Source organism: Burkholderia sp. Se-20378 (assembly GCF_017104665.1).
Taxonomy (GTDB): domain Bacteria; phylum Pseudomonadota; class Gammaproteobacteria; order Burkholderiales; family Burkholderiaceae; genus Burkholderia; species Burkholderia lata.
The window spans coordinates 1-20,951 of record NZ_JAAGPG010000107.1; the positions used below are offsets into that span (position 1 = coordinate 1).

Sequence of the window (20,951 nt, forward strand, 5' to 3'; positions counted from 1 at the left end):
GTTCGGCGTGAAGCGCTGCGGCGCACGCTCGAAATCGTCGACGGCCGCGACGATCGCGTGCGGCGTCTGTTCGTCGAAAAAGAGCCCGGTCGGATTCAGGTTCGATTGCGGGTCGAGCACGGTTTCGAGCGCACCGCCCTTGCCGTACGCGATCACCGGCGTGCCGCACGCCTGCGCCTCGACCACCGAGATCCCGAAATCCTCCTCGGCCGCGAACACGAACGCCTTCGCGCGCCGCATCCGGTCGTGCAGCACCGCGAACGGCTGGTAGCCCATGATCTCGACGTTCGGGCCGGCCTTCGCGCGAATCTTCTGCATCTCGGGGCCGTCGCCAATCACGACGAGCTTGCGCTCGGGCGTGCGCGAGAACGCATCGACGATCAGGTCGATCTTCTTGTACGGCACCATCCGCGACGCGGTCAGGTAGAAATCCTCCTTCTCCGCGTTCAGCGAAAACGCGTCGACGTCGACTGGCGGGAAGATCACCGCCGCGTCGCGGTGGTAGACCTTCTTGATGCGCCGCGCGATGAACGCGGAGTTCGCGACGAAGCCGTCCACCGCGTTCGCGGTGCGCGTGTCCCAGTTGCGGATGTAATGCAGGATCATCCGCGCGAGCAGCGACTTCGGCCCGTGCGTGAGGTTCGACTGTTCCAGATACTGGTGCTGCAGATCCCAAGCATAGCGGATCGGCGAATGCACGTAGCTGATGTGCACCTGGTCCGGCCCCGTCAGCACGCCCTTCGCGACCGCGTGGCTGCTCGAGATCACGAGGTCGTATTCCGAAACGTCGAGCTGCTCGATCGCGAGCGGCATCAGCGGCAGGTAGCTGCGGTACTTGGTGCGCGCGAACGGCAGCTTCTGGATGAACGACGTCGTCACCGGCTTGCCGCGCACGAACGCGCGATCGTCGAGGAAGTCGACGAGGCTGAACAGGTCCGCGTCGGGAAAGCACGCGACGATCTGCTCGAGCACGCGTTCGGCGCCCGCATAGGTGACGAGCCAGTCGTGGACGATCGCCACGCGCATCGCGCGCGTCGGATGGCGTGCGCTGGCGCGTTCGGCCGGCAGCGCCCGGCGCAGCGCGGTGGCATCGCCGGATTCGGCCACGGCCGCATCGGCGGTGGCGAGATTCAATACGGCGTGTTCCGCCAGATCGCGATTCATACCATTTTCCTCGCATTGAGACGGACGAACAGGTCGCGCACCAGCGCACGCAACCCCGGCGTCATCGTGAGCGACCACGCGACGTTCAACAGCAGCACGACCGCGCACATGCCGATCGACTCGACGAGCCCCGGCCACGCCTGCGCCATGAACAGGCTCGCGAGCAGGAACGCGAGGTGCGCGAGCATGTCGAGCACGATCGCTCGCATCCGGATCGCCGACAGGGTCAGCAGCACGCCGTAGTCGACGAGCGCGCGCGCCGCGACGACCACCGCCGCGCCGATCAGCCCGAAGTGATGGATGCCGTACCACAGGCCGCCGACGAAGAACGGCATCTCGACGAGCCCGGCGAACGCCGCGCGGGCCGGGTTGACCTGCGACTGGATCAGGATCCGCGTGACGCTCGCCTGGCCGACGAGCCACACGCTGATCACCAGCACGCGGCCGACCGGCGCCGAATGCGCGGCGAGATCCGAGCCGACCCACAGCGTGAGGAACGGCGCGAGCGCAAAGATCGCGACGATGCCGACCGGCGTGAACACGCCGTTCAGGAATTCGAGCGACTGCCGCGCGAGCGTGTCCGCATGGTCGCGGCCCACCGCCGACAGGCGCGGGAACAGCGTGCGCACGAGCGCGTTCGGCAGCATGTTCAGGCGCGTGACGAGGTTCTGCGGCACCGTGTAATAAGTGACGAACTTCGCCCCCATCCCCGCGCCGAGCATCACGCGGTCGAGCGTGTCGGCGATCATGCTGGTCGTGCTCGCGATCAGCATCCAGCCGCCGAAATTGAACAGCCCTTTCGCGGTGCCCCACTGCGGCGGATCGATGCGCCGGATCCCGAGCACCTTGATGCTGGCGTGGCCGAGCATCACCGCCGCGACCAGGCGCGCGACGACCGCCGCGGCGAGCACGGTCTGCAGGTTCGGCGCAATCCACCACGCGGCGCCGAGCGGCAGCAGCTGGAACAGGAACGTGCCGATCGTCTGGTTCGTGTTGAACACGCCGAAGCGTTCGGCGCCGTTGATCGCGCCGGCGAACACCCACGACACGTTCGCGAGCGGAATCGCGAGCGCGAGCCACGGCAGCGCGAGATACACCTCGTGCTGCATCGCCGCCGACACCTTCGTGAAATACGCGGTGTAGATGAACGCGCCGAAATAGATCAGCAGCCCGCCCACGATGCCGGTGCCGAGGTTCAGCCAGAACGCGCTCCAGAACACGCGCGCGCTTTCGTCGGCGTTGCCGCTCGCCAGTGCCTTCGAGATGTGGTTCTGCGCGGCCATGCTCATCCCGAGATCGAGGATCCCGAAATAGCCGATCAGCGTCCACACGAGGCTGACGACGCCGTAGCGTTCGACGCCGAGCGCGTGGATATAGGCGGGCACCGTCACCAGCGACACGAAGGTCGGCAGGATCAGCCCGATGAAGTTGATCGAAACGTTCTTGAGTATGCCTTTGTCCATGCTTCTGCCTTGTGTGACGCTGCCGGTCACGGTTTCCAGCGATACATCAGCACCTTGCCGCGCGCGTCTTCCTCGACGAACACGAGGTACTCGCCGTTCTCGCGCCGGAACGCGCTGATGCCGAAGGGCACGTCGACCCAGCCGGATGCCTTGCCGACCTCGGCGCCCGGGCTCATCACGCCCACTTCCTTGCCGGTTTCCTTGTCGTACACGTGGATCTTGCCGACCGGCTCCACCCCGAACAGGTAACGGCCCTCGGCCGTAAGCCCGATCAGGTCGAAGATCGGTTTCGCGTCGAGCTGCCACGGCAGCGCGACCTGGTAGCGCACGACCGGCGAACCCGTCGACCACTTGTCGAAGCGCACCAGCACGCGGCCCACTTCCTTGTTGATGCCCGGCTGCGGCGGTGCATCGGCCGTGTAACCGGTCACGTACAGCGTGTCCGTCTGCGCGTCGTAGATCGAGCGGCGCAGTTGCGTGAACGGCTGCGGCATCGGGTAGGTCGTGACCTTGTCGTACGAGTAGATCGGGTTGCCGGCCTTGTCGACGCCGCCGAACTGGAAGCGGTGAATGCCGCGCACGTCACTCGTGCGCCAGATGTCGCCCTTCGTGTCGACCCACCAGCCCCAGCCGCCCGCCTTCGCCTTGCCCGTCGTATTGATCTCGAACTCGTCGGCATCCAGACGGCCGTTGCCGTTCGCATCGCGCCACAGCCAGTCGCCGCCCGGCGGCTTGTTCGGCACCTTGTCGACCGGCCGCGCGCGGCCCGCGATCAGGCCGGACGGAATCGCGACTTCACCGTCGCGCTTCGCGTCGAAGCGATAGATCTTCAGGTGATCGGCATACATGTCGGTCAGGTACAGGAACGTGCGGCCGTCGAGGCGACGCGCGATCGGCATGCCGGGCCACTGGTCCGTATGGAACACGGGGTCGTCCGGATACTTGAAGCGGTTCGACAGGAAGCCGACGTATTTCCAGTCCTGGCCCGGCGGCTTCGACAGGTCGAGCTCGAAGCGCTTGTTGCCCGTGTACACGCTGTTCGGCCGCGCCGGGTCGAGCCACGCGCCGTCGACGAACAGCAGCCCCTGCACCTGCCAGCGCTGCTTGCCGTCCGGCGTATAGCTTTCGAGCACCGCGCCGAGCCCTGCGCCGATCGTGTCGTGGCGCGGCCCGATGCCGTTCATCGACACATAGATGTTGCCCGCACGGTCGACGCCGACGCCCGTCAGCCCGTTGAACCGCTGCGGCCCCGGCCGGCCCGGCACCGGGCCCGCGAAGATCCCGCCGCGCTCGCCGAGCGTGCCCGACTGCGCATAACCCTTGCCGCCTTTCGAGAAAATCAGGATCTGCTGGCGCGGCCCGTTGTCCGCGACGAGCACGCGCCCTTTCGCGTCGACCGCCACGTCCACCGCGTCGGTGCCTTCCGGCAGTGCAGGCGCGTCGTCGAGCTTGCGGCCGTCCGCGCGCACGTGCACCAGGTGCGCGGGCCCGTTGATCGTATCCGTGAGCAGCCACAGCGTGCCGTCGCCCGCGAGCGCGAGGCGGCCCGGCTCGTGCGCGCTCCACGTGCCCTTCTGCTGCATCGTTTCCGCGTCGTACACGTCCACCGCGTCGCGCGACGGATTCGTCGCGAACAGCGTCTTGTCGTCGGCCGCGAGGCCGCCGACTTCCGCCTTCTGCTCGCCCACTTCCGAGCGCGCCGGAGCCGCCACCTCGTTCATCATCATGAAACTCGCGGCCATCCGCGCGCGGCCGGTGTCCGCGCGGCCGCCCGGCGCGACCTGCGGCGACGCGCGGAACGGCGCGGGCTGCTTCAGGTCACCGATCGTGCGGCGCGAGATGCCGAACCACTGCTTGCCCTTGTCCGGCCAGATGCCGGGCGACTGCAGGTGGCCGCGCTCGTTGCCGACCCCGATCGCGACGTACGCGTACTTGCTGTTCACCGCGATCGCGCTGCCGCCGAGGTTGCCCCAGCCGTGCGTGCCACCGGCGAAGCCGAGCATCTTCCCGTCCTGGTAGACGCTCGCCTCGGCCCCGCTCTCGTCCCACGGCGCATTCGTATACACCTTGCCTTCAGGCGTCACCGCGATCGCGCGGATGTCGATCTGCGTCCAGCTGCCGTCGCCATAGCCGAACGTATTGCCGATCCACGACGTCGTCGCGGGCAACACCGTTTCGGCCGGTGCGGCGCTCGTCAGCAGCGTCGCGCATACCGTCATGCCTACCAGAATCAGACGTCGCAATGCGCTTCTCCAGACTTGATGCTACAGCGACCGGCGCCACCGCGGACTGCCACCGGTGCACCTTGTCGCTAAATGGGTTTCAAACGTCGCGATGCAGGTTACAAGCAAAAATAATCACAAGAAATTTGGAAATATTTGGGGATGTTTCCGCCTGAAATATCGAACCGGAACAGAGGCAAAAAGACACCAAAAAACGGCAATAACGACCGCATTTCTTTTTCCGATCCGTAGAAAATGCCGCCTTGCGCCGCCTGACGGGGCCGTCCGGGCACCGACCTTTCACCCCGCGATCGAAATAATCGGCATTTGAATGTTTGTCGTCAGATAAATGACGCGCGTTTTTTTGCCGATTTCTTTTCCCTAGAATCGATTTCGATTCGATATTTCATTTAATGGCATGCACTACGTTCACGTTTACGCATCGGATGTGCGACACGCCCCGGCTCGCGCCGCGCGTCGCGAAGGAGCGGCGCGATGACGGGCATCTCGCGACCCGCGGACCTCACCCCGCCGCAACACGGCCGCATCGTGCAGCTCGACGGGCTGCGCGCGATCGCGGTGGGCGCCGTGTTCCTGCAGCACGCGCTGAAGGCGCCGCTCTGGATGGGTGTCGACCTGTTCTTCGTGTTGAGCGGGCTGCTGATCACCGGCATCCTGCTCGATCGCAAGGCGCGCGGGCAGTCGTACTTCAGCCACTTCTACGCACGTCGCGTGCGTCGCATCCTGCCGCCGTACGTGCTGCTGCTGGTGGTGTCGACGATCCTGTTCGGCGCGAGCTGGCTGCCGCACTGGCCGTGGTTTGCGTTCTTCTCGACCAACATCGGGCTGTCGCTCGGCAGCATCGGCCATGACAGCCTGAACGTGCTGTGGTCGCTCGCGGTCGAGGAGCAGTTCTATATCTTCTGGCCGTTCGTCGTGCTGTGGTGCTCGGAGCGCGCGCTGCTGTGGGTCGCCGCCGCGCTGATCGTCGCGGCCCCCGTGCTGCGCGCGATCGCGACGCCGTGGTTCGACTCGTTCTGGCCGATCTACTACCTGACGCCGTTCCGGATGGACCTGCTCGCCGCGGGCGCGCTGCTCGCGATCGTGCTGCGCCGCGACCGGCGCGCGCTCGAGCCGTTCTATCCGCTCGCGATCGTCGGCGCGCTCGTGTCGCTCGCGATCCTCGGCTGGCTGCACCTGTCGTTCCCGCGCTTTCGCGCCGCGAACACGCCGCTGTCGAATGCGGCGCTCTACAGCATCTCGCTGCTGCTGTGCACGTCGATCGTCGTGATCGCCCTGCGCGGCCGCGGCCTCTTGCAGCGCGTGCTGACGAACCCGATGCTCGTCTACGTCGGCACCGTCAGCTACACCGTGTACCTGATCCACCTCAGCGTGCTGTACGCGCTGTGGCCGCTGCACCTGAACCGCTTCGTCACGGCCGCGCTGGCGCTCGCGATCACGCTCGCGTACGCGACCTTGAGCTGGTACGGCTTCGAACGGCGCCTGACGCGCGGCCCCGCACGCCGCGCACTGCCGGCCGCCGCCGGCACGACCGCCTGAATTTCATCATCCATAGATTTCGACAAGGACAATGCCATGACCCAAACTCGCAAGAAGGCCATCATCACCGGGATCTCGGGGCAAGACGGCGCCTACCTGAGCAAGCTGCTGCTCGACAAGGGCTACGAGGTCACCGGTACCTACCGCCGCACCAGCTCGGTGAATTTCTGGCGCATCGCCGAGCTCGGCGTCGACACGCACCCGAACCTCACGCTCGTCGAGCATGACCTGACCGATGCCGGCTCGAGCCTGCGCCTGCTCGAACGCACACAGCCCGACGAGCTGTACAACCTCGCCGCGCAGAGCTTCGTCGGCGTGTCGTTCGACCAGCCGGCGACGACCGCCGAAGTGACGGGCCTGGGTCCGCTGAACCTGCTCGAGGCGATCCGCGTCGTGAGCCCGAAGACGCGCTTCTACCAGGCATCGACCTCCGAGATGTTCGGCATGGTGCAGTCGATTCCGCAGACGGAAGCGACCTCGTTCTATCCGCGCAGCCCGTACGGAGTCGCGAAGCTGTACGCGCACTGGACGACGGTGAACTACCGCGAGTCGTACGGCCTGTTCGGCAGCAGCGGCATCCTGTTCAACCACGAATCGCCGCTGCGCGGCCGCGAGTTCGTCACGCGCAAGATCACCGACACCATCGCGAAGATCAAGCTCGGCAAGGCGACCCGCCTCGAGCTCGGCAACCTCGACGCGAAGCGCGACTGGGGCTTCGCGCTCGAGTACGTCGAAGGCATGTGGCGCATGCTGCAGGCCGACGAACCCGACACCTACGTGCTTGCGACCAACCGCACCGAGACCGTGCGCGATTTCGTGCGGATGGCGTTTGCAGCGGCCGGCTACCAGATCGAATGGACCGGCAAGGGCGAGCAGGAGCGTGGCCTCGACGCGTCGAACGGCAACGTGCTCGTGGAAGTGAATCCGAAGTTCTATCGCCCCGCCGAGGTCGACCTGCTGATCGGCTGCGCCGACAAGGCGAAAAGCCAACTCGGCTGGGAACCGAAGACGACGCTCGAACAACTTTGCCAGATGATGGTCGAGGCAGATCTGACGCGGAACCAACACCATGACACGTTCTGATATCGAGCACACCCGGCGCCGTGCCTTCGTCACGGGTCTGACGGGCTTCACCGGCCGTTACATGGTGCAGCATCTCGAAGCGGCCGGCTACGACATCTGGGGCACCGTCGCACCCGGTTCGCCACCGTCGGACGATCCGATGTTCGCGAACTGTACGCTGTTGCCGGTCGACCTGCTCGACGCGGATGCGGTACGCGCTGCCGCCGCTGACGCACACCCCAACGCGGTCGTGCATCTCGCCGCGCGCGCGCATGTCGCGCAGGATGATCCGTCACAAACTTATGCGGTCAACGTCGTCGGCACGCGCAACCTGCTGGCGGCGCTCGCGGGTCTCGATCGCCGCCCGTCGGCCGTGCTGCTCGCGAGCAGCGCGAACATCTACGGCAACTCGACGGCCGGCGTGCTCGACGAAAACGTCCCGCCCGACCCCGCGAACGATTACGCGATCAGTAAGCTCGCGATGGAATATGCGGCGAAGCTGTGGGCCGACCGGCTGCCGATCGTGATCGCGCGGCCGTTCAACTACACGGGCGTCGGCCAGAGCGATGCGTACCTGCTGCCGAAGCTCGTCGCGCACTATGCGCGCAACGAACCGCGGATCTCGCTCGGCAATCTCGACGTGCGCCGCGACTTCTCGGACGTACGCGACATAACGGCCGCCTATCTGAGGCTGATCCAGACCGCGCCGGCCGGCGAGATCCTTAACGTCTGCTCGGAGCGCGCGTATTCGCTGAAGGAAGTATTGGCGATACTGTCCCGCATCACAGGCTACGTGATCGACGTGACGATCGACCCGCGCTTCGTGCGGCCCAACGAGGTCAAGAGCCTGAGCGGGTCCCGCGACAAGTTGCGGCGTGCGGTGGGTGAACTGCCCGTCACGCCGCTCGACGAAACGCTGCGGTGGATGGTGAGCGCGGTACGCGAAGGCGCGCCGGCACGTTCGCTAAACGGATCGCGCCCGCGCGAAGGTATGCGTCGCGGCTACGGCGCCGACGGCGACAGATCGTACTCACAGGCACGCCCCGTCGCATCGCCATAAGGACGCGTGCCGCCGCACTCAGCCTTCGAGGCCGCGCGCGAGATCCTTGCGCAGGTCGCCCGCGTCCTCGAGGCCGACCGACAACCGGATCAGCCCTTCGCTGATCCCCGCTGCCGCGCGCGCTTCCGGTGTGATGCGGGCGTGGGTGGTCGTCGCCGGATGGGTAATGGTCGAGCGCGTGTCGCCGAGGTTGCCGGTGATCGAGATCAGCTTTGTGTTGTCGATCACGCGCCACGCATTCGCGCGCTGCTGTTCAGGCGTATCGCCCTTCAGCTCGAACGACAGGATCGACCCGCCCGCCTTCTGCTGACGCTTCGCGAGTTCGTGCTGCGGGTGCGATTCGAGGCCGGGATGAAACACGCGCGCGACGGCCGGATGCGAATCGAGCCAGCGTGCGATCTCCAGCGCGTTCGCCGACTGCTTCTCGACGCGCAGCGACAGCGTCTCCATCCCCTTCAGCAGCACCCACGCGTTGAACGCCGACAGCGTCGGGCCCGCGCTGCGCACGAACGGGAACACCTTGCCCATGATGAATTCCTTCGAGCCGACCAGCGCGCCGCCGAGCACGCGCCCCTGGCCGTCGAGGAATTTCGTCGCCGAGTGCATCACGACATCCGCGCCGAGCTTCAGCGGCTGCTGCAGCACCGGGCTGCAGAAACAGTTGTCGACGACGAACAGCGCGTTCGATGCCTTCGCGATCTTGCCGATCGCCTCGATGTCGGCGAGTTCGGTCAGCGGGTTCGACGGCGTCTCGAGGAAGAACATCTTCGTTTCCGGACGCACGGCTTCCTTCCATGCGTTCAGGTCGGTCGGGTCGACGAAGGTCGTCGTGATGCCGAACTTGCTGAAGATCTGCGAGAACATCCCGAGCGTCGAGCCGAACAGGCTGCGCGAGCTGACGAGGTGATCGCCGGCCTGCAGCGCGGCCATCACGACCGACATGATCGCGGCCATCCCCGACGCCGTCGCGATGCACGCCTCGCCGCCCTCGAGCGCCGCGAGACGCTCCTGGAACATGGTGACCGTCGGGTTCGTGAAGCGCGAATAGGTGAAGTAGTCTTCCGAATTCGCGAAGCGCTCGGCCGCGTCGGCCGCGCTCTGGAAGCAGAAGCTCGACGTGAGGAACAGCGCTTCCGAGTGCTCGTTGAAGTCGCTGCGCAGCGTGCCCGCGCGCACGGCAAGCGTGTCGAAGTTGAGGGAGTCGTCCATGTTCCGTTTTCCGTATTCGATGGCCGCGCGGGTGGCGCGAACCCAGTCAAAACCAGGCCAAAACAAAAAGCCCGCTATGCGTCGGCATCAGCGGGCTTCGGTGCGGTACGACAGCGATCGACTCGGGCCGGTTGCCACCGGCCTTCGCTTTAGCTGTTTTGGGAAGTCGCCCCGCGTCCGCAAGCTGATATCAAATCGACGCAAGGCCACATCCTATCACGCTTCGTCAAAAGCGTGCGCCGGTGTCACTCGACCGACAGCTGCAGGTTCATCTGCGAGCGTTCGGTGTCGCCAGCCGTGTCGCGATCGGCCTGCGATGCCGGCGTGAGGCGCGCGCGCTCGATCGCATCGAGATACTCGGGCGTCACGTCGCCGGTGATGTAGTTGCCGTCGAAGCACGACGCCTCGAAGCGTTCGAGCTTCGGGTTGATGTCGCGCACCGCGCGGCGCAGGTCGTCGACGTCCTGGTAGATCAGGTGATCGGCGCCGATGATCTTCGCGACGTCTTCGTCGGTACGGCCATGTGCGACCAGCTCGCCGCGCGTCGGCATGTCGATGCCGTACACGTTCGGGAACTTCACGGGCGGCGCGGCCGACGCGAAGATCACCGACTTCGCGCCCGCATCGCGCGCCATCTGCACGATTTCATGCGAGGTCGTGCCGCGCACGATCGAATCGTCGACGATCAGCACGTTCTTGTCCTTGAACTCGATGCTCATCGCATTGAGCTTCTGGCGCACCGACTTCTTGCGCACGGCCTGGCCCGGCATGATGAAGGTGCGGCCGACGTAGCGGTTCTTGAAGAAGCCTTCGCGGTACTCGACGCCGAGCTTCGCGGCCACCTGCATCGCAGCCGGGCGCGACGAATCGGGAATCGGCATCACGACGTCGATCTGCACGTTCGGCAGCTCGCGCTTGATCTTCTCGGCGAGATAGTCGCCCATGCGCAGACGCACGTTGTAGACCGGCACGCCATCGAGGCACGAATCCGGACGCGCGAGGTACACGTATTCGAACATGCACGGATTCAGCGTCGGCTGCTCCGCGCACTGCTGGCTGTGGAAGTTGCCGGCCGGGTCGATGAAGATCGCTTCGCCCGGCTGCACGTCGCGGACGAATTCGAAACCGATGCCTTCGACGGCCACCGACTCCGACGCGACCATCCACTCGGTGCCGTGCTCGGTTTCGAGCTTGCCGATGCACAGCGGGCGGATGCCGAACGGATCGCGGAACGCGAGCAGGCCGTAGCCGGCAATCAGCGACACGATCGCATACGAGCCCTGCAGGCGGCGATGCACGCCCGCGACGGCCTTGAACACCGACGCCGGGTCGAGCTCGAGGCCCGTGGTCGACAGTTGCAGCTCGTGCGCGAACACGTTGAGCAGCACTTCGCTGTCGGAATTGGTGTTGAGATGCCGGCGGTCGATCCGGAACATCTCGTCCTTCAGTTGCTGCCAGTTCGTCAGGTTGCCGTTGTGCGCGAGGATGATCCCGAACGGCGCGTTCACGTAGAACGGTTGCGCCTCGGCTTCGCTCGACGCCGAGCCGGCGGTCGGGTAGCGCACCTGGCCGATGCCGTAGGTGCCGGGCAGGCTGCGCATGTTGCGCGTGCGGAACACGTCGCGCACCATGCCGTTCGCCTTGTACATGTGGAAATTGCTGCCGTCCGCCGTCGCAATGCCCGCCGCGTCCTGACCGCGATGCTGCAGCAGCAGCAGGCTGTCATAGATCAGCTGATTGACCGGGGATTGGGAGATAACGCCTACGATGCCGCACATGGCATGTCCTTCAGAATGACAAAATCGGTTCCGTCCTGCCCGGCCGCGTCGTCACACGCGTACGTACTGGGCCATGCCGTCGGGCAGGAGCTGCTTCAGCTCATGCACGCCCTGTTCGGCGAAAGGACGCAATAGCGCATTGCGCCAGAAATCCTGTTTGGGCAGTTCGGTCAGCCCGGCCGCCGCGACCAGCAGCACTACCAGTACGCAGCCGCGGACGAGCCCGAACATCATGCCCAGCGAGCGGTCGACGCCGCCCAGACCACTCGCCTGCGCGATCCGCGACAGCAGCGCGTTCGCCACACCGGCGACCAGCACCACGCCGATCACGACCAACGCGAAGGCGATCACCCACTGCGTCAGTGCGCCGCCCGGCCAGTTCGCCGGGATATACGGCACGACCAGTCCGACGTAGCGGCCCGCGATCACGATCGCCGCGATCCAGCCGATCAGCCCGAAAATCTCGGACACGAAGCCGCGCCACGCACCGCGTAGCGCCGACAACACGATCACCGCCAATACAGCGTAGTCGAAAGCCGTCAGCATCGTGCGTTACTGCGTCAGACCGGCTTCGCGCACCTTCGCGATCGCGGCGGAAGCCGCCGCACGATCCGCGAACGGGCCCGCACGCAACAGTGTAGCCGTGCTGCCGTCCGCCTGCTTGCGATGCTCGACATATGCGGGCACGCCCGCCGATTTCAATTTGGTGGCCCACGAACGGGCCGTCGCGTCGTCCTTGAACGAACCGAGCTGCACCGCGAAGCGCGCACCGGCCGGCGACGACGGCGACGAAGCGTCACTGCTGTCCGGGCTGGCGGCGTCGGCATTCGCGACGGCCGCGGGCGCAGGCTTCGGCGCAGCCGGCTTCGCCACGGGGGCAGCCGGTTTCGGCGCGGGCTTCGGCGGCGTCACGCTTGCCGTGGTCGTGGTATCGGGTTTCGCAGCCGGCTTGTCGGCATCCTTCGGCGCGGGCGCCGGTGCAGCCGCAACGGCCACATCGGATGCCGGCGGCTCGTCGTGCGCGACGCCCGCCTGTACGTCGGACGCGTCATCGTCGCGCGGCGCGACCGCCTGGTGCGCGGGCCGGTTCGGAATGTCGATTGCGATATCGTCCGTGACCGGCTTCGGGTGCGAATCGAGCACCATCGGCAGCACGATCACGGCTGCGACGACGAGCGCGATCGCGCCGACGAGGCGACGGCGCGCGCGTTGCTTTTCTGGAAGGGTCGGATCGAGGAGCAGTGCGTCCGATTCCGGACGCTCGGTACGGCGTGAGCGTCGCTCGACGCGTTCAGTGCGCTCCGTGCGCACGTTCCGGGAGGTCCCGGTGCGACCGCCGCGCCGCTGGGGCGCGTCGTCGTCTTTTTTGCCGAACGAGAAAATTCCCATGAATGGCTGAGTCCGAAACTGCCCGTCAGTCAGTGTTGCTGCGATTTACGGTAGGCCAGCACGCCGGCAACCGTATGGAAACTGCCGAAAACCACGATTCTATCATTCTCGGATGCTCTTTTTAGTGCATCGCTAAACGCTTCGGCGGGCGACGTGTAACGCGTGACGCTCGAATCGGGCCCCTCCTCCACGCCGGCCTTGCGCAGCGCGGCTTCGAGCTGCTCCGCGGAGGCAGCGCGCGGCAGCGGCAGGTCGGTCACGCACCAGTGGTCGATCTCGCCTTTGAGGTGCTGCAGCACGCCGTCGATGTCCTTGTCGTGCATCGCGCCGAACACTGCGTACGTGTACGGGAAGAAGCCCATGTTGCCGAGATTCTGCTCGAGCACGGCCGATGCATGCGGGTTGTGCGCGACGTCGAGCACGATCGCCGGCTTGCCGGGCAGCACCTGGAAGCGCCCCGGCAGTTCGACGTTCGCGAGGCCGAGCCGGATGTCCTGCGCCGACACCGGCAGCAGCGGGCGCAGCGCTTCGAGCGCGGCGAGCGCGGCCGATGCATTGATCAGCTGATTCGCCCCGCGCAGCGCCGGATACGCAAGCGCCGGATAGCGCTTCTCGCGCCCGAGGTAGCTCCACTGCTGGCGCTCCGCGCCTGCCTGCGCCTCGTAGCGGAAATCGCGTCCGACCAGCCACAGATCGGCGCCGACCGCTTCCGCGTGGTCGATCAGCGTTTGCGGCGCGGCCGGATCGCCGCAGATCGCCGGCTTGCCGGAGCGGAAGATCCCGGCCTTCTCGAACGCGATCTTCTCGCGCGTGTCGCCGAGGTATTCGGTGTGGTCGATGTCGATGCTCGTGACGATCGCGCAATCGGTATCGATGATGTTGACCGCATCGAGCCGGCCGCCGAGGCCGACTTCGAGGATCACCGCGTCGAGCCCGCGCGACGCGAACAGGTGCAGGATCGCGAGCGTCGTGAATTCGAAGTACGTGAGCGACACGGGCTCGGGCAGCGACGTGCGCGCGGCTTCGACGGCCTCGAAGTGCGGCAGCAGCTCGTCATCGGTGACGTTCTGCCCGTTCACGCGCGCGCGCTCGTTGAATTCGAGCAGGTGCGGCGACGTGTGGCAGCCGACCTTGTAGCCGGCACGCACGAGGATCGTCTCGAGGAACGCGCAGGTCGAGCCCTTGCCGTTCGTGCCGCCGACGGTGATGACGGGGCACGCGAATTCGAGCTGCAGCGCCGCCTTGACCTGCCCGATGCGGGTCAGGCCCATGTCGATGCCGACCGGGTGCGCGCGTTCGAGATGGGAAAGCCACGCGTCGAGAGTGGGAAAAGTGCTCATCGGTTCAAATCTGGATCGGGACCGCCACTACGCCAAAAAACGAAGCGCGCCGCCTGGCGCTGAAACCAGGCGACGCGCAGTGTTCACCATCTTGCGCCGGTCAAGCCAGCGCGTCGGCCGGCTGTCGCTGCAGCAGCGCGAGCAGTTGCGCGATCTCGTCGCGCAGCTTGCGGCGGTCGACGATCATGTCGATCGCGCCCGTCTTCAGCAGGAATTCGGCGCGCTGGAAGCCTTCCGGCAGCTTCTCGCGAACCGTCTGCTCGATCACGCGCGGGCCGGCAAAGCCGATCAGCGCCTTCGGTTCGGCGATCACGACGTCGCCGAGGAACGCGAAGCTCGCCGACACGCCACCCATCGTCGGGTCGGTCAGCACCGAGATGAACGGCAGCTTCGCTTCGGCCAGCTTGGTCAGCATCGCGGTGGTTTTCGCCATCTGCAGCAGCGACAACAGGCTTTCCTGCATCCGCGCACCGCCCGAAGCCGTGAAGGATGAACGGCACTTGCTGTTCCAGCGCGTTCTGCGCGCCGCGTGCGAAGCGCTCGCCGACCACCGAGCCCATCGAGCCGCCCATGAACGAGAACTCGAAGCAGGCCGCGACCACCGGCAGCGTGTGGATCGCACCGCCCATCACGACCATCGCGTCGGTTTCGCCCGTGTCGTCCATCGCTTCCTTCAGACGATCGGGGTACTTGCGGCTGTCCTTGAACTTCAGCGTGTCGACCGGCACGATTTCCTGGCCGATCTCGTAGCGGCCTTCCGGATCGAGCAGCCCGTCGAGGCGCTCACGCGCACCGATGCGCATGTGGTGATCGCACTTCGGGCACACGTGCAGGTTCGCGTCCACGTCGTTGCGGTACAGCACGGCCTCGCAGGACGGGCACTTGACCCACAGGCCTTCCGGAATGCCCTTGCGGCTTTTCGGGTCGGTCTGCTTGATCTTCGGCGGCAACAGTTTGTCGAGCCAGCTCATCGTATGGTTTCCTGTTCCGTGGCGGGCCGGGCCGCATGGCCCGTTCCCGCTTCCTGTGTTGTGTTTATCGCGCCGTCTTGCCCGCGCCGTCCAGGGCGGCGCGCAGCTCGGCGATGAACGTCTTCAGCGCGGCGGCGGCACCCTCCGGCGCAGCGCTTTCGAGCAGCTGCACGAGGCGGCTGCCGATCACGACGGCGTCCGACACTTCGGCCACCGCGCGCGCCGTTTCGGCGTCGCGAATACCGAAGCCGACGCCGACCGGAACCGGCACGCGCGACTTGATGGCCGGGATTTTACCCGCAATGCTCGAAACATCCAGATTTCCTGCGCCGGTCACGCCCTTGAGCGACACGTAATACACGTAGCCGCTCGCGATCTTGCCGACGTCGGCGATGCGTTCGTCGGTCGACGTGGGTGCGAGCAGGAAGATCGGATCGATCTGCGCGGCGCGCATTTTCTCGGCGAACACGCCCGCCTCTTCCGGCGGATAGTCGACGACGAGCACGCCGTCGACGCCGGCCGCCTGTGCTTCGGCCGCGAACGCGTCGACGCCCATCCGCTCGATCGGGTTCGCATAGCCCATCAGCACGACGGGGGTTTTGGGGTCGGTTTCGCGAAAGCGCTTCACGTCGGCGAGCACGCTCTTGAGCGTGACACCGCGCGCGAGCGCGCGCTCCGACGAGCGCTGGATCACGGGGCCGTCGGCCATCGGGTCCGAGAACGGCACGCCGAGTTCGATCACGTCCGCGCCGCCTTCGGCGAGCGCGTGCATGAATTCGACGGTCTTGGCCGGATCGGGGTCGCCGGCCGTGATGAACGGGATCAGGCCCTTACGGCCTTGTTCGGCGAGCGCGGCGAAGGTCTGCTGAATACGGGACATGGCAATTTTCCTAGATGCGTTCGGCGATGCGGCGGCGCGATTCACGCGCACGCCGGCGCAGCGAGCGCGTTCACGCGCTCGTGCGCGATCGCACAATAGCTTTCGTTGATCTCGTAGCCGACGAAGTCGCGCCCCTGCCGTGCGCAGGCCACCGCGGTCGTGCCGCTGCCCATGAACGGATCGAGCACGCGGCCGCCCGGCGGGCAGCTTGCGAGCACCATCCGCTCGATGATTTCCAGCGGCTTCTGGGTCGGATGATCGACGCGCTCCGCGTGCTGCCGGTGCAGGCGCGAGACCGACCAGACGTCCTTCGGGTTGTAGCCCATCTCCAGCCACTTGCTGCCTTCGAACAGCTTGCGCGAGCGGGCCTTCTTCGTATCGGCGTCGTACGGGATGCGGACCGGATCGAGATCGAAGTAATACGCCTTGGAAACCGCGAAAAAGCCGATGTTGTCGTGCACCGACGTGAAACGGCGCGTCGTGCCGCCCATGCTCGGCACGCGTCGGTCCCAGATGATCTCGTTGACCATCGTGAGCTGCGTCTTCAGGAAACTGAAGATTTCCGGCGCGTACTGCCACGTGCAGAAGATGTACATCGACCCGCTCGGCTTCAGCTTCGGAATCGCGAGCTCGAGCCACCCGCGCGTCCACGCGAGAAAGTCGTCGCCCGAACGCTTGTCCGAGTCGTTGCCGTAGTCCTTGCCGAGCCCGTACGGCGGATCGGCGACGATCAGGTCGATCGACGCGTCCGGCAGGTGCGCGGCATGGGTCAGGAAATCGCGGTTATGCAGTTCGATCCCGGACGGCAGCGCGCGCGGCACGGCAGCGGCGGGCTGAACCGCCCCCGCCTCGCTCGCGGCGCCGCCGCCCGGTTCTTCGATCAGGTCACGCATCGGTCGGGGTCAGAGTTCGATGCCCGATCGCTCGGCGACCGTGTGCATGTCCTTGTCGCCGCGGCCCGACAGGTTGACGAGCAGGATCTTGTCCTTCGGCAACGTCGGCGCGAGCTTCACGCCATACGCGATCGCGTGGCTCGACTCGAGCGCGGGAATGATCCCCTCGATCCGGCAGCAGTCGTGGAACGCCTTCAGCGCTTCCTCGTCGGTGATGCCGACGTACTGCGCCCGGCCGCTGTCCTTCAGCCACGCGTGCTCGGGGCCGACGCCCGGATAGTCGAGGCCCGCCGACACCGAATGCGTCTCGATGATCTGGCCGTCGTCGTCCTGCAGCAGGTAGGTACGGTTGCCGTGCAGGACGCCCGGGCTGCCGGCGATCAGCGACGCCGCGTGATGGCCCGTGTCGAGGCCGTCGCCGGCGGCTTCGACGCCGATCAGCTGCACCGAGGTGTCGTCGATGTACGGATAGAAGATGCCCATCGCGTTCGAACCGCCGCCCACACAGGCGATCACCGCGTCAGGCTGCCGGCCGGCGAGCTCGGGCATCTGCACCTTGCACTCGTCGCCGATCACGCGCTGGAAGTCGCGCACCATCATCGGGTACGGGTGCGGACCCGCGACCGTGCCGATGATGTAGAACGTGTTCTCGATGTTCGTGACCCAGTCGCGCATCGCTTCGTTCAGCGCGTCCTTCAGCGTGCGCGAACCCGACTCGACCGGCACGACCGTCGCGCCGAGCAGTTTCATCCGGTAGACGTTCGCGGCCTGGCGGCGCACGTCTTCCGAACCCATGTAGACGACGCACTCCATCCCGAAGCGCGCGCAGATCGTCGCGGTCGCGACGCCGTGCTGGCCGGCGCCCGTCTCGGCGATCACGCGCTTCTTGCCCATGCGCTTCGCGAGCAGCGCCTGGCCGATCACGTTGTTGATCTTGTGCGCACCCGTGTGGTTCAGGTCTTCGCGCTTCAGGTAGATCTGCGCGCCGCCGAGCGTCTCGCTCCAGCGCTGTGCGTGATAGATCGGCGACGGGCGGCCGACGAAATGCTTCAGCTCGCGCTCGAATTCGGCGACGAAATCGGGATCGTTCTGGAATTTTTCATACGCCGCGCGCAGTTCGTCCAGCGCGTGAATCAGCGTCTCGGCGACAAACGTGCCGCCATACGGGCCGAAGTGGCCGCGATCATCAGGAAGGTTGTACATGGTGTCTCTCTCGATCGGTCGGCGCGCCCCGCTTTCGGGGCCGCACCGCTTGCATCACCCGGCGTCCGCTTCGCGCACCGCGCGTACGAACGCCGCCATCCGGGCGTGATCCTTCACGCCCTTCGCGCCCTCCACTTCGATGCCACTCGAGACATCGACAGCAAACGGGCGCAACTGGCGAATCGCATCACCGACGTTTTGCGCGCTCAAGCCACCACTCAAAACGGCCCGATGCGCGAGCTCTGCGGGAATAAGAGACCAATCGAAGACCTTGCCGCTACCACCGTAATCCGGCACCAGGGTGTCGAACAGGAGGCCGCGCGCTTTCGAATAACGAAGACCCGATTCTACCAAATCGGCCGATTGCGTCGAGGGGCCCACGCGCACCGCGCGCAGCCACGGCAGGCGCGCCGCGCGGCCTAGCGCGTCGCACTGTTCGGGCGTCTCGTCGCCATGGAACTGCAGCAGCGTGAGCGGCACGTCGCGCACGACGGCCTCGATCTCGGCCTCGGTCGCGTTCACGAACAGCCCGACCACCGACACGAACGGCGGCGCGAGACGCGCCAGCTCGGCCGCCTGCGCGATCGACACCGCGCGCGGGCTCTTCGGGTAGAACACGAGGCCGATCGCATCGGCGCCGAGCGCGGCCGCGTGCAGCACGTCCTCGGGGCGCGACAGCCCGCACAGCTTGATGCGGGTGCGCGGCGGCAGGCTGGCCGCGGCGGGAGTCGAGGGAGACACGGCGTGATCCGTCATGATTGCGGGTCCAGATCGGCCCAGACGCTGCTCCACGGCACACTGCCGAGCTGCGCGGGCGGGACGGCGAATTCCGCCGGGTAGCCGACGTGGGCGAGATACAGCCCGTCGGCCATGAACGTGGGCGCCGCGAGATTGCGGTCGCGCCCGGCCAGCACGTCGGCGAGCCAGTCGGCCGGATAGCGGCCTCGACCGACCGCGACGAGGCAGCCCATCAGGTTGCGCACCATATGGTGCAGGAACGCGTTGGCGCGGAACCGGAAATGAACGAAATGGCCCACGCGCCGCACGTCGATCTGGTACAGGTGTTTGACCGGCGTCTTCGACTGGCATTCCGACGACCGGAACGACGAGAAATCGTGCTCGCCGATCAGGTGCGCGGCGGCGGCGCGCATCGCGTCGTCGTCGAGCGGCGTATGGATCCAGCCCGCGCGCCCCGCCAGCATCGGCGAGCGCACGGGATGCACGTACAGCGCGTAGTAATAGGTGCGTTCGAACGCCGAGAAACGCGCGTGGAACGTGTCCGGCATCGGCTTCGCCCACTGCACCGCCACGGTCGACGGCAGGAACGCGTTGGTGCCGCGCACCCACGAGAAGACTTCGCGATCGAGGTCGGTATCGAAGTGCACGACCTGTCCGAGCCCGTGCACGCCCGTATCGGTCCGCCCGGCCACCGTCGTATGCAGCGGCACGCGCGCGAACTCGGCCAGCGCGTGCTCGAGCCGATCCTGCACGGTCTTGCCGTGCGGCTGCGCCTGCCAGCCGCAGAACGCCGCGCCGTCGTACTGAATGCCGAGCGCGATCCGCATCACGCCTCGTCCGCCAGCTTCGCAAGCAGCGCGCGCGCATCGTCGCGCGTCGCAACGTCGTTCGCGTCGACCACTTCCTGCAGCAGCGTCCGCGCACCGGAAAGGTCGCCCAGCTCGACGTACTCGGACGCGAGGTCGAGCTTGTTGCGCGCGATACGGGCGAGCTCGTCCGGCGTCAGCGCCGGCAACGCAGCGCCCGGCGCGGAAGGCAGATCGAGATCGAAATCGAGCTTCAGCGCACCGAACTGCGCGCCACCGAGCGGCGGCAGCGACGACGTCGCGAACGGGCTGCCCGCCTGGCTCGCAGGCGTCGCCGCGTCCGGATCCCAATCGAACTCGTCATCCTGGTCGGCCGGATGTTCCGGGGCCGGATCGATCGAGCCAATCGGCAGGTGCTGGGCGACTTGACCGTTAGTTGCGATTTTGTCGGTGTCGGACTGCCCTGCTTGCGCAGCCGGCTCATCCGCTGCCAGCGACAACTCGTCCGGCGTGCGCGGCGGCAGCGGCATGTCGAGGCTGTTGAGCGCGCTGATCGCGTTCTGCATCAGCGTCGCATGCTGCGCTTCGGCGGGTGCGGGTGCGGCCGGCGTCTCGACCGGCGTCTCCACCGGCATCGCTACCCGCGTCTCCACCGACGTCTCGATCGGCGTCTCTGCCGACGCTTCGACCGGCTTTTCGGCCTGTGTTTCGGCCGCGACCTTTTCGATCGGCTCGGCATCGCGCGAAACCGGAGCCGCCTCGCTCGCCGGCGGCACTACGGCATGCGCGGTCGGCAATTCAGGCTGCTCGACATGCGGCTTCGCCACATCCGACGCCGGCGGCACATCCGTATCCGGCGTCTCGACCGGCTCCGCCGCTGCGGCAGTCGCCGCGGCAAGGCTCAAGTCGGAAGCGGCATCACGCGCGACCGGCATCTCGGGCCGGATCGGCAGTTCAGGTTCGACAGAAGGCGCGGCTTCGGCTTGCGCAGTGGCAGCCGCAGCCGCGACACCGCCCGCTGCCGTACCGGTAGCCGCCGTGTCCGTACCCGCATCGTCCGTGCGCCGGCTTTTCCTGCGCTTGCGCCACGCGAAACCTGCCGCGAGGACGATCACGGCCGCACCGGCCACCGCGGCCGGACGCCAGTCCATCTGCTCGTTACCGCGTGCAGGTGCTGCGACCGGCGCGGCCGGTTGCGCGGGCGCGGATACCG

The 20,951-nt window shown here is 66.6% G+C and carries 16 protein-coding genes and 2 pseudogenes; 3 read left to right on the forward strand and 15 right to left on the reverse strand.

The window, feature by feature from the left end:
* From G3N93_RS14200 to G3N93_RS14210, 3 genes are all read right to left on the reverse strand, one after another.
* A partial coding sequence (locus tag G3N93_RS14200) for a glycosyltransferase family 4 protein (protein ID WP_206133310.1) occupies positions 1-1,164 on the reverse strand: 1,164 nt, incomplete at its 3' end.
* Positions 1,161-2,627, reverse strand: a complete 1,467-nt coding sequence (locus tag G3N93_RS14205; protein ID WP_206133311.1) for an oligosaccharide flippase family protein — start codon at positions 2,625-2,627, stop codon at positions 1,161-1,163. The genes G3N93_RS14205 and G3N93_RS14200, both read right to left, overlap by 4 nt.
* A 26-nt stretch (positions 2,628-2,653) precedes the next feature.
* Positions 2,654-4,846, reverse strand: coding sequence for a hypothetical protein (locus tag G3N93_RS14210; RefSeq protein ID WP_206133317.1), 2,193 nt, complete (start codon positions 4,844-4,846; stop codon positions 2,654-2,656).
* 498 nt (positions 4,847-5,344) lie between these two features.
* Here G3N93_RS14210 and G3N93_RS14215 point away from each other — a divergent pair, with 498 nt between their 5' ends.
* From G3N93_RS14215 to G3N93_RS14225, 3 genes and pseudogenes are all read left to right on the forward strand, one after another.
* Entirely contained in the window at positions 5,345-6,409 is a 1,065-nt protein-coding gene (locus G3N93_RS14215) for an acyltransferase (RefSeq protein WP_206133312.1), read from the forward strand.
* A 36-nt stretch (positions 6,410-6,445) separates the two neighbouring features.
* Positions 6,446-7,492 carry a GDP-mannose 4,6-dehydratase gene (gene gmd, locus G3N93_RS14220; protein ID WP_206133313.1) on the forward strand — a complete coding sequence of 349 codons (1,047 nt, stop codon included), beginning with the start codon at positions 6,446-6,448 and terminating at the stop codon, positions 7,490-7,492.
* Positions 7,479-8,435: pseudogene (locus tag G3N93_RS14225) on the forward strand (NAD-dependent epimerase/dehydratase family protein); the annotation flags it as partial. The gene gmd and the pseudogene G3N93_RS14225, both read left to right, overlap by 14 nt.
* 114 nt (positions 8,436-8,549) lie before the next feature.
* Here the strand turns inward: G3N93_RS14225 and G3N93_RS14230 are convergent.
* The 12 genes and pseudogenes from G3N93_RS14230 to G3N93_RS14285 all read right to left on the reverse strand — a co-directional run.
* Positions 8,550-9,740, reverse strand: coding sequence for an O-succinylhomoserine sulfhydrylase (locus tag G3N93_RS14230; RefSeq protein ID WP_039358331.1), 1,191 nt, complete (start codon positions 9,738-9,740; stop codon positions 8,550-8,552).
* A 245-nt stretch (positions 9,741-9,985) separates the two neighbouring features.
* Positions 9,986-11,518: an amidophosphoribosyltransferase gene (purF, locus tag G3N93_RS14235; protein ID WP_174937156.1), complete on the reverse strand. Its 1,533-nt coding sequence runs from the start codon at positions 11,516-11,518 to the stop codon at positions 9,986-9,988.
* Positions 11,519-11,569: 51 nt separating this feature from the next.
* Positions 11,570-12,064: a CvpA family protein gene (locus tag G3N93_RS14240; RefSeq protein WP_006491262.1), complete on the reverse strand. Its 495-nt coding sequence runs from the start codon at positions 12,062-12,064 to the stop codon at positions 11,570-11,572.
* Positions 12,065-12,070: 6 nt separating this feature from the next.
* Complete coding sequence (locus G3N93_RS14245) at positions 12,071-12,907, reverse strand: SPOR domain-containing protein (RefSeq protein WP_174937153.1); 837 nt, start codon at positions 12,905-12,907, stop codon at positions 12,071-12,073.
* Between the two features lie 29 nt (positions 12,908-12,936).
* A complete protein-coding gene (gene folC / locus G3N93_RS14250) occupies positions 12,937-14,247 on the reverse strand; it encodes a bifunctional tetrahydrofolate synthase/dihydrofolate synthase (RefSeq protein WP_206133315.1) in 1,311 nt (436 codons plus the stop codon).
* Between the two features lie 100 nt (positions 14,248-14,347).
* Positions 14,348-15,218, reverse strand: a pseudogene (gene accD, locus G3N93_RS14255) (acetyl-CoA carboxylase, carboxyltransferase subunit beta).
* A gap of 64 nt (positions 15,219-15,282) precedes the next feature.
* Positions 15,283-16,098, reverse strand: a complete 816-nt coding sequence (gene trpA, locus G3N93_RS14260; RefSeq protein WP_027791147.1) for a tryptophan synthase subunit alpha — start codon at positions 16,096-16,098, stop codon at positions 15,283-15,285.
* A 41-nt stretch (positions 16,099-16,139) separates the two neighbouring features.
* Positions 16,140-16,991, reverse strand: coding sequence for a site-specific DNA-methyltransferase (locus G3N93_RS14265; RefSeq protein WP_174937147.1), 852 nt, complete (start codon positions 16,989-16,991; stop codon positions 16,140-16,142).
* Positions 16,992-17,000: 9 nt separating this feature from the next.
* Positions 17,001-18,194: a tryptophan synthase subunit beta gene (gene trpB, locus G3N93_RS14270; protein ID WP_043177597.1), complete on the reverse strand. Its 1,194-nt coding sequence runs from the start codon at positions 18,192-18,194 to the stop codon at positions 17,001-17,003.
* Between the two features lie 54 nt (positions 18,195-18,248).
* Positions 18,249-18,950 (reverse strand): phosphoribosylanthranilate isomerase, encoded by a 702-nt coding sequence (locus G3N93_RS14275; protein ID WP_206133316.1) that lies wholly within the window; start codon positions 18,948-18,950, stop codon positions 18,249-18,251.
* A complete protein-coding gene (gene truA / locus G3N93_RS14280) occupies positions 18,947-19,759 on the reverse strand; it encodes a tRNA pseudouridine(38-40) synthase TruA (RefSeq protein WP_174930535.1) in 813 nt (270 codons plus the stop codon). Before truA ends, G3N93_RS14275 begins: the two co-directional genes overlap by 4 nt.
* On the reverse strand, positions 19,759-20,951 hold a 1,193-nt coding region (locus G3N93_RS14285), incomplete at its 5' end, for a FimV/HubP family polar landmark protein (protein WP_277396547.1). The genes truA and G3N93_RS14285, both read right to left, overlap by 1 nt.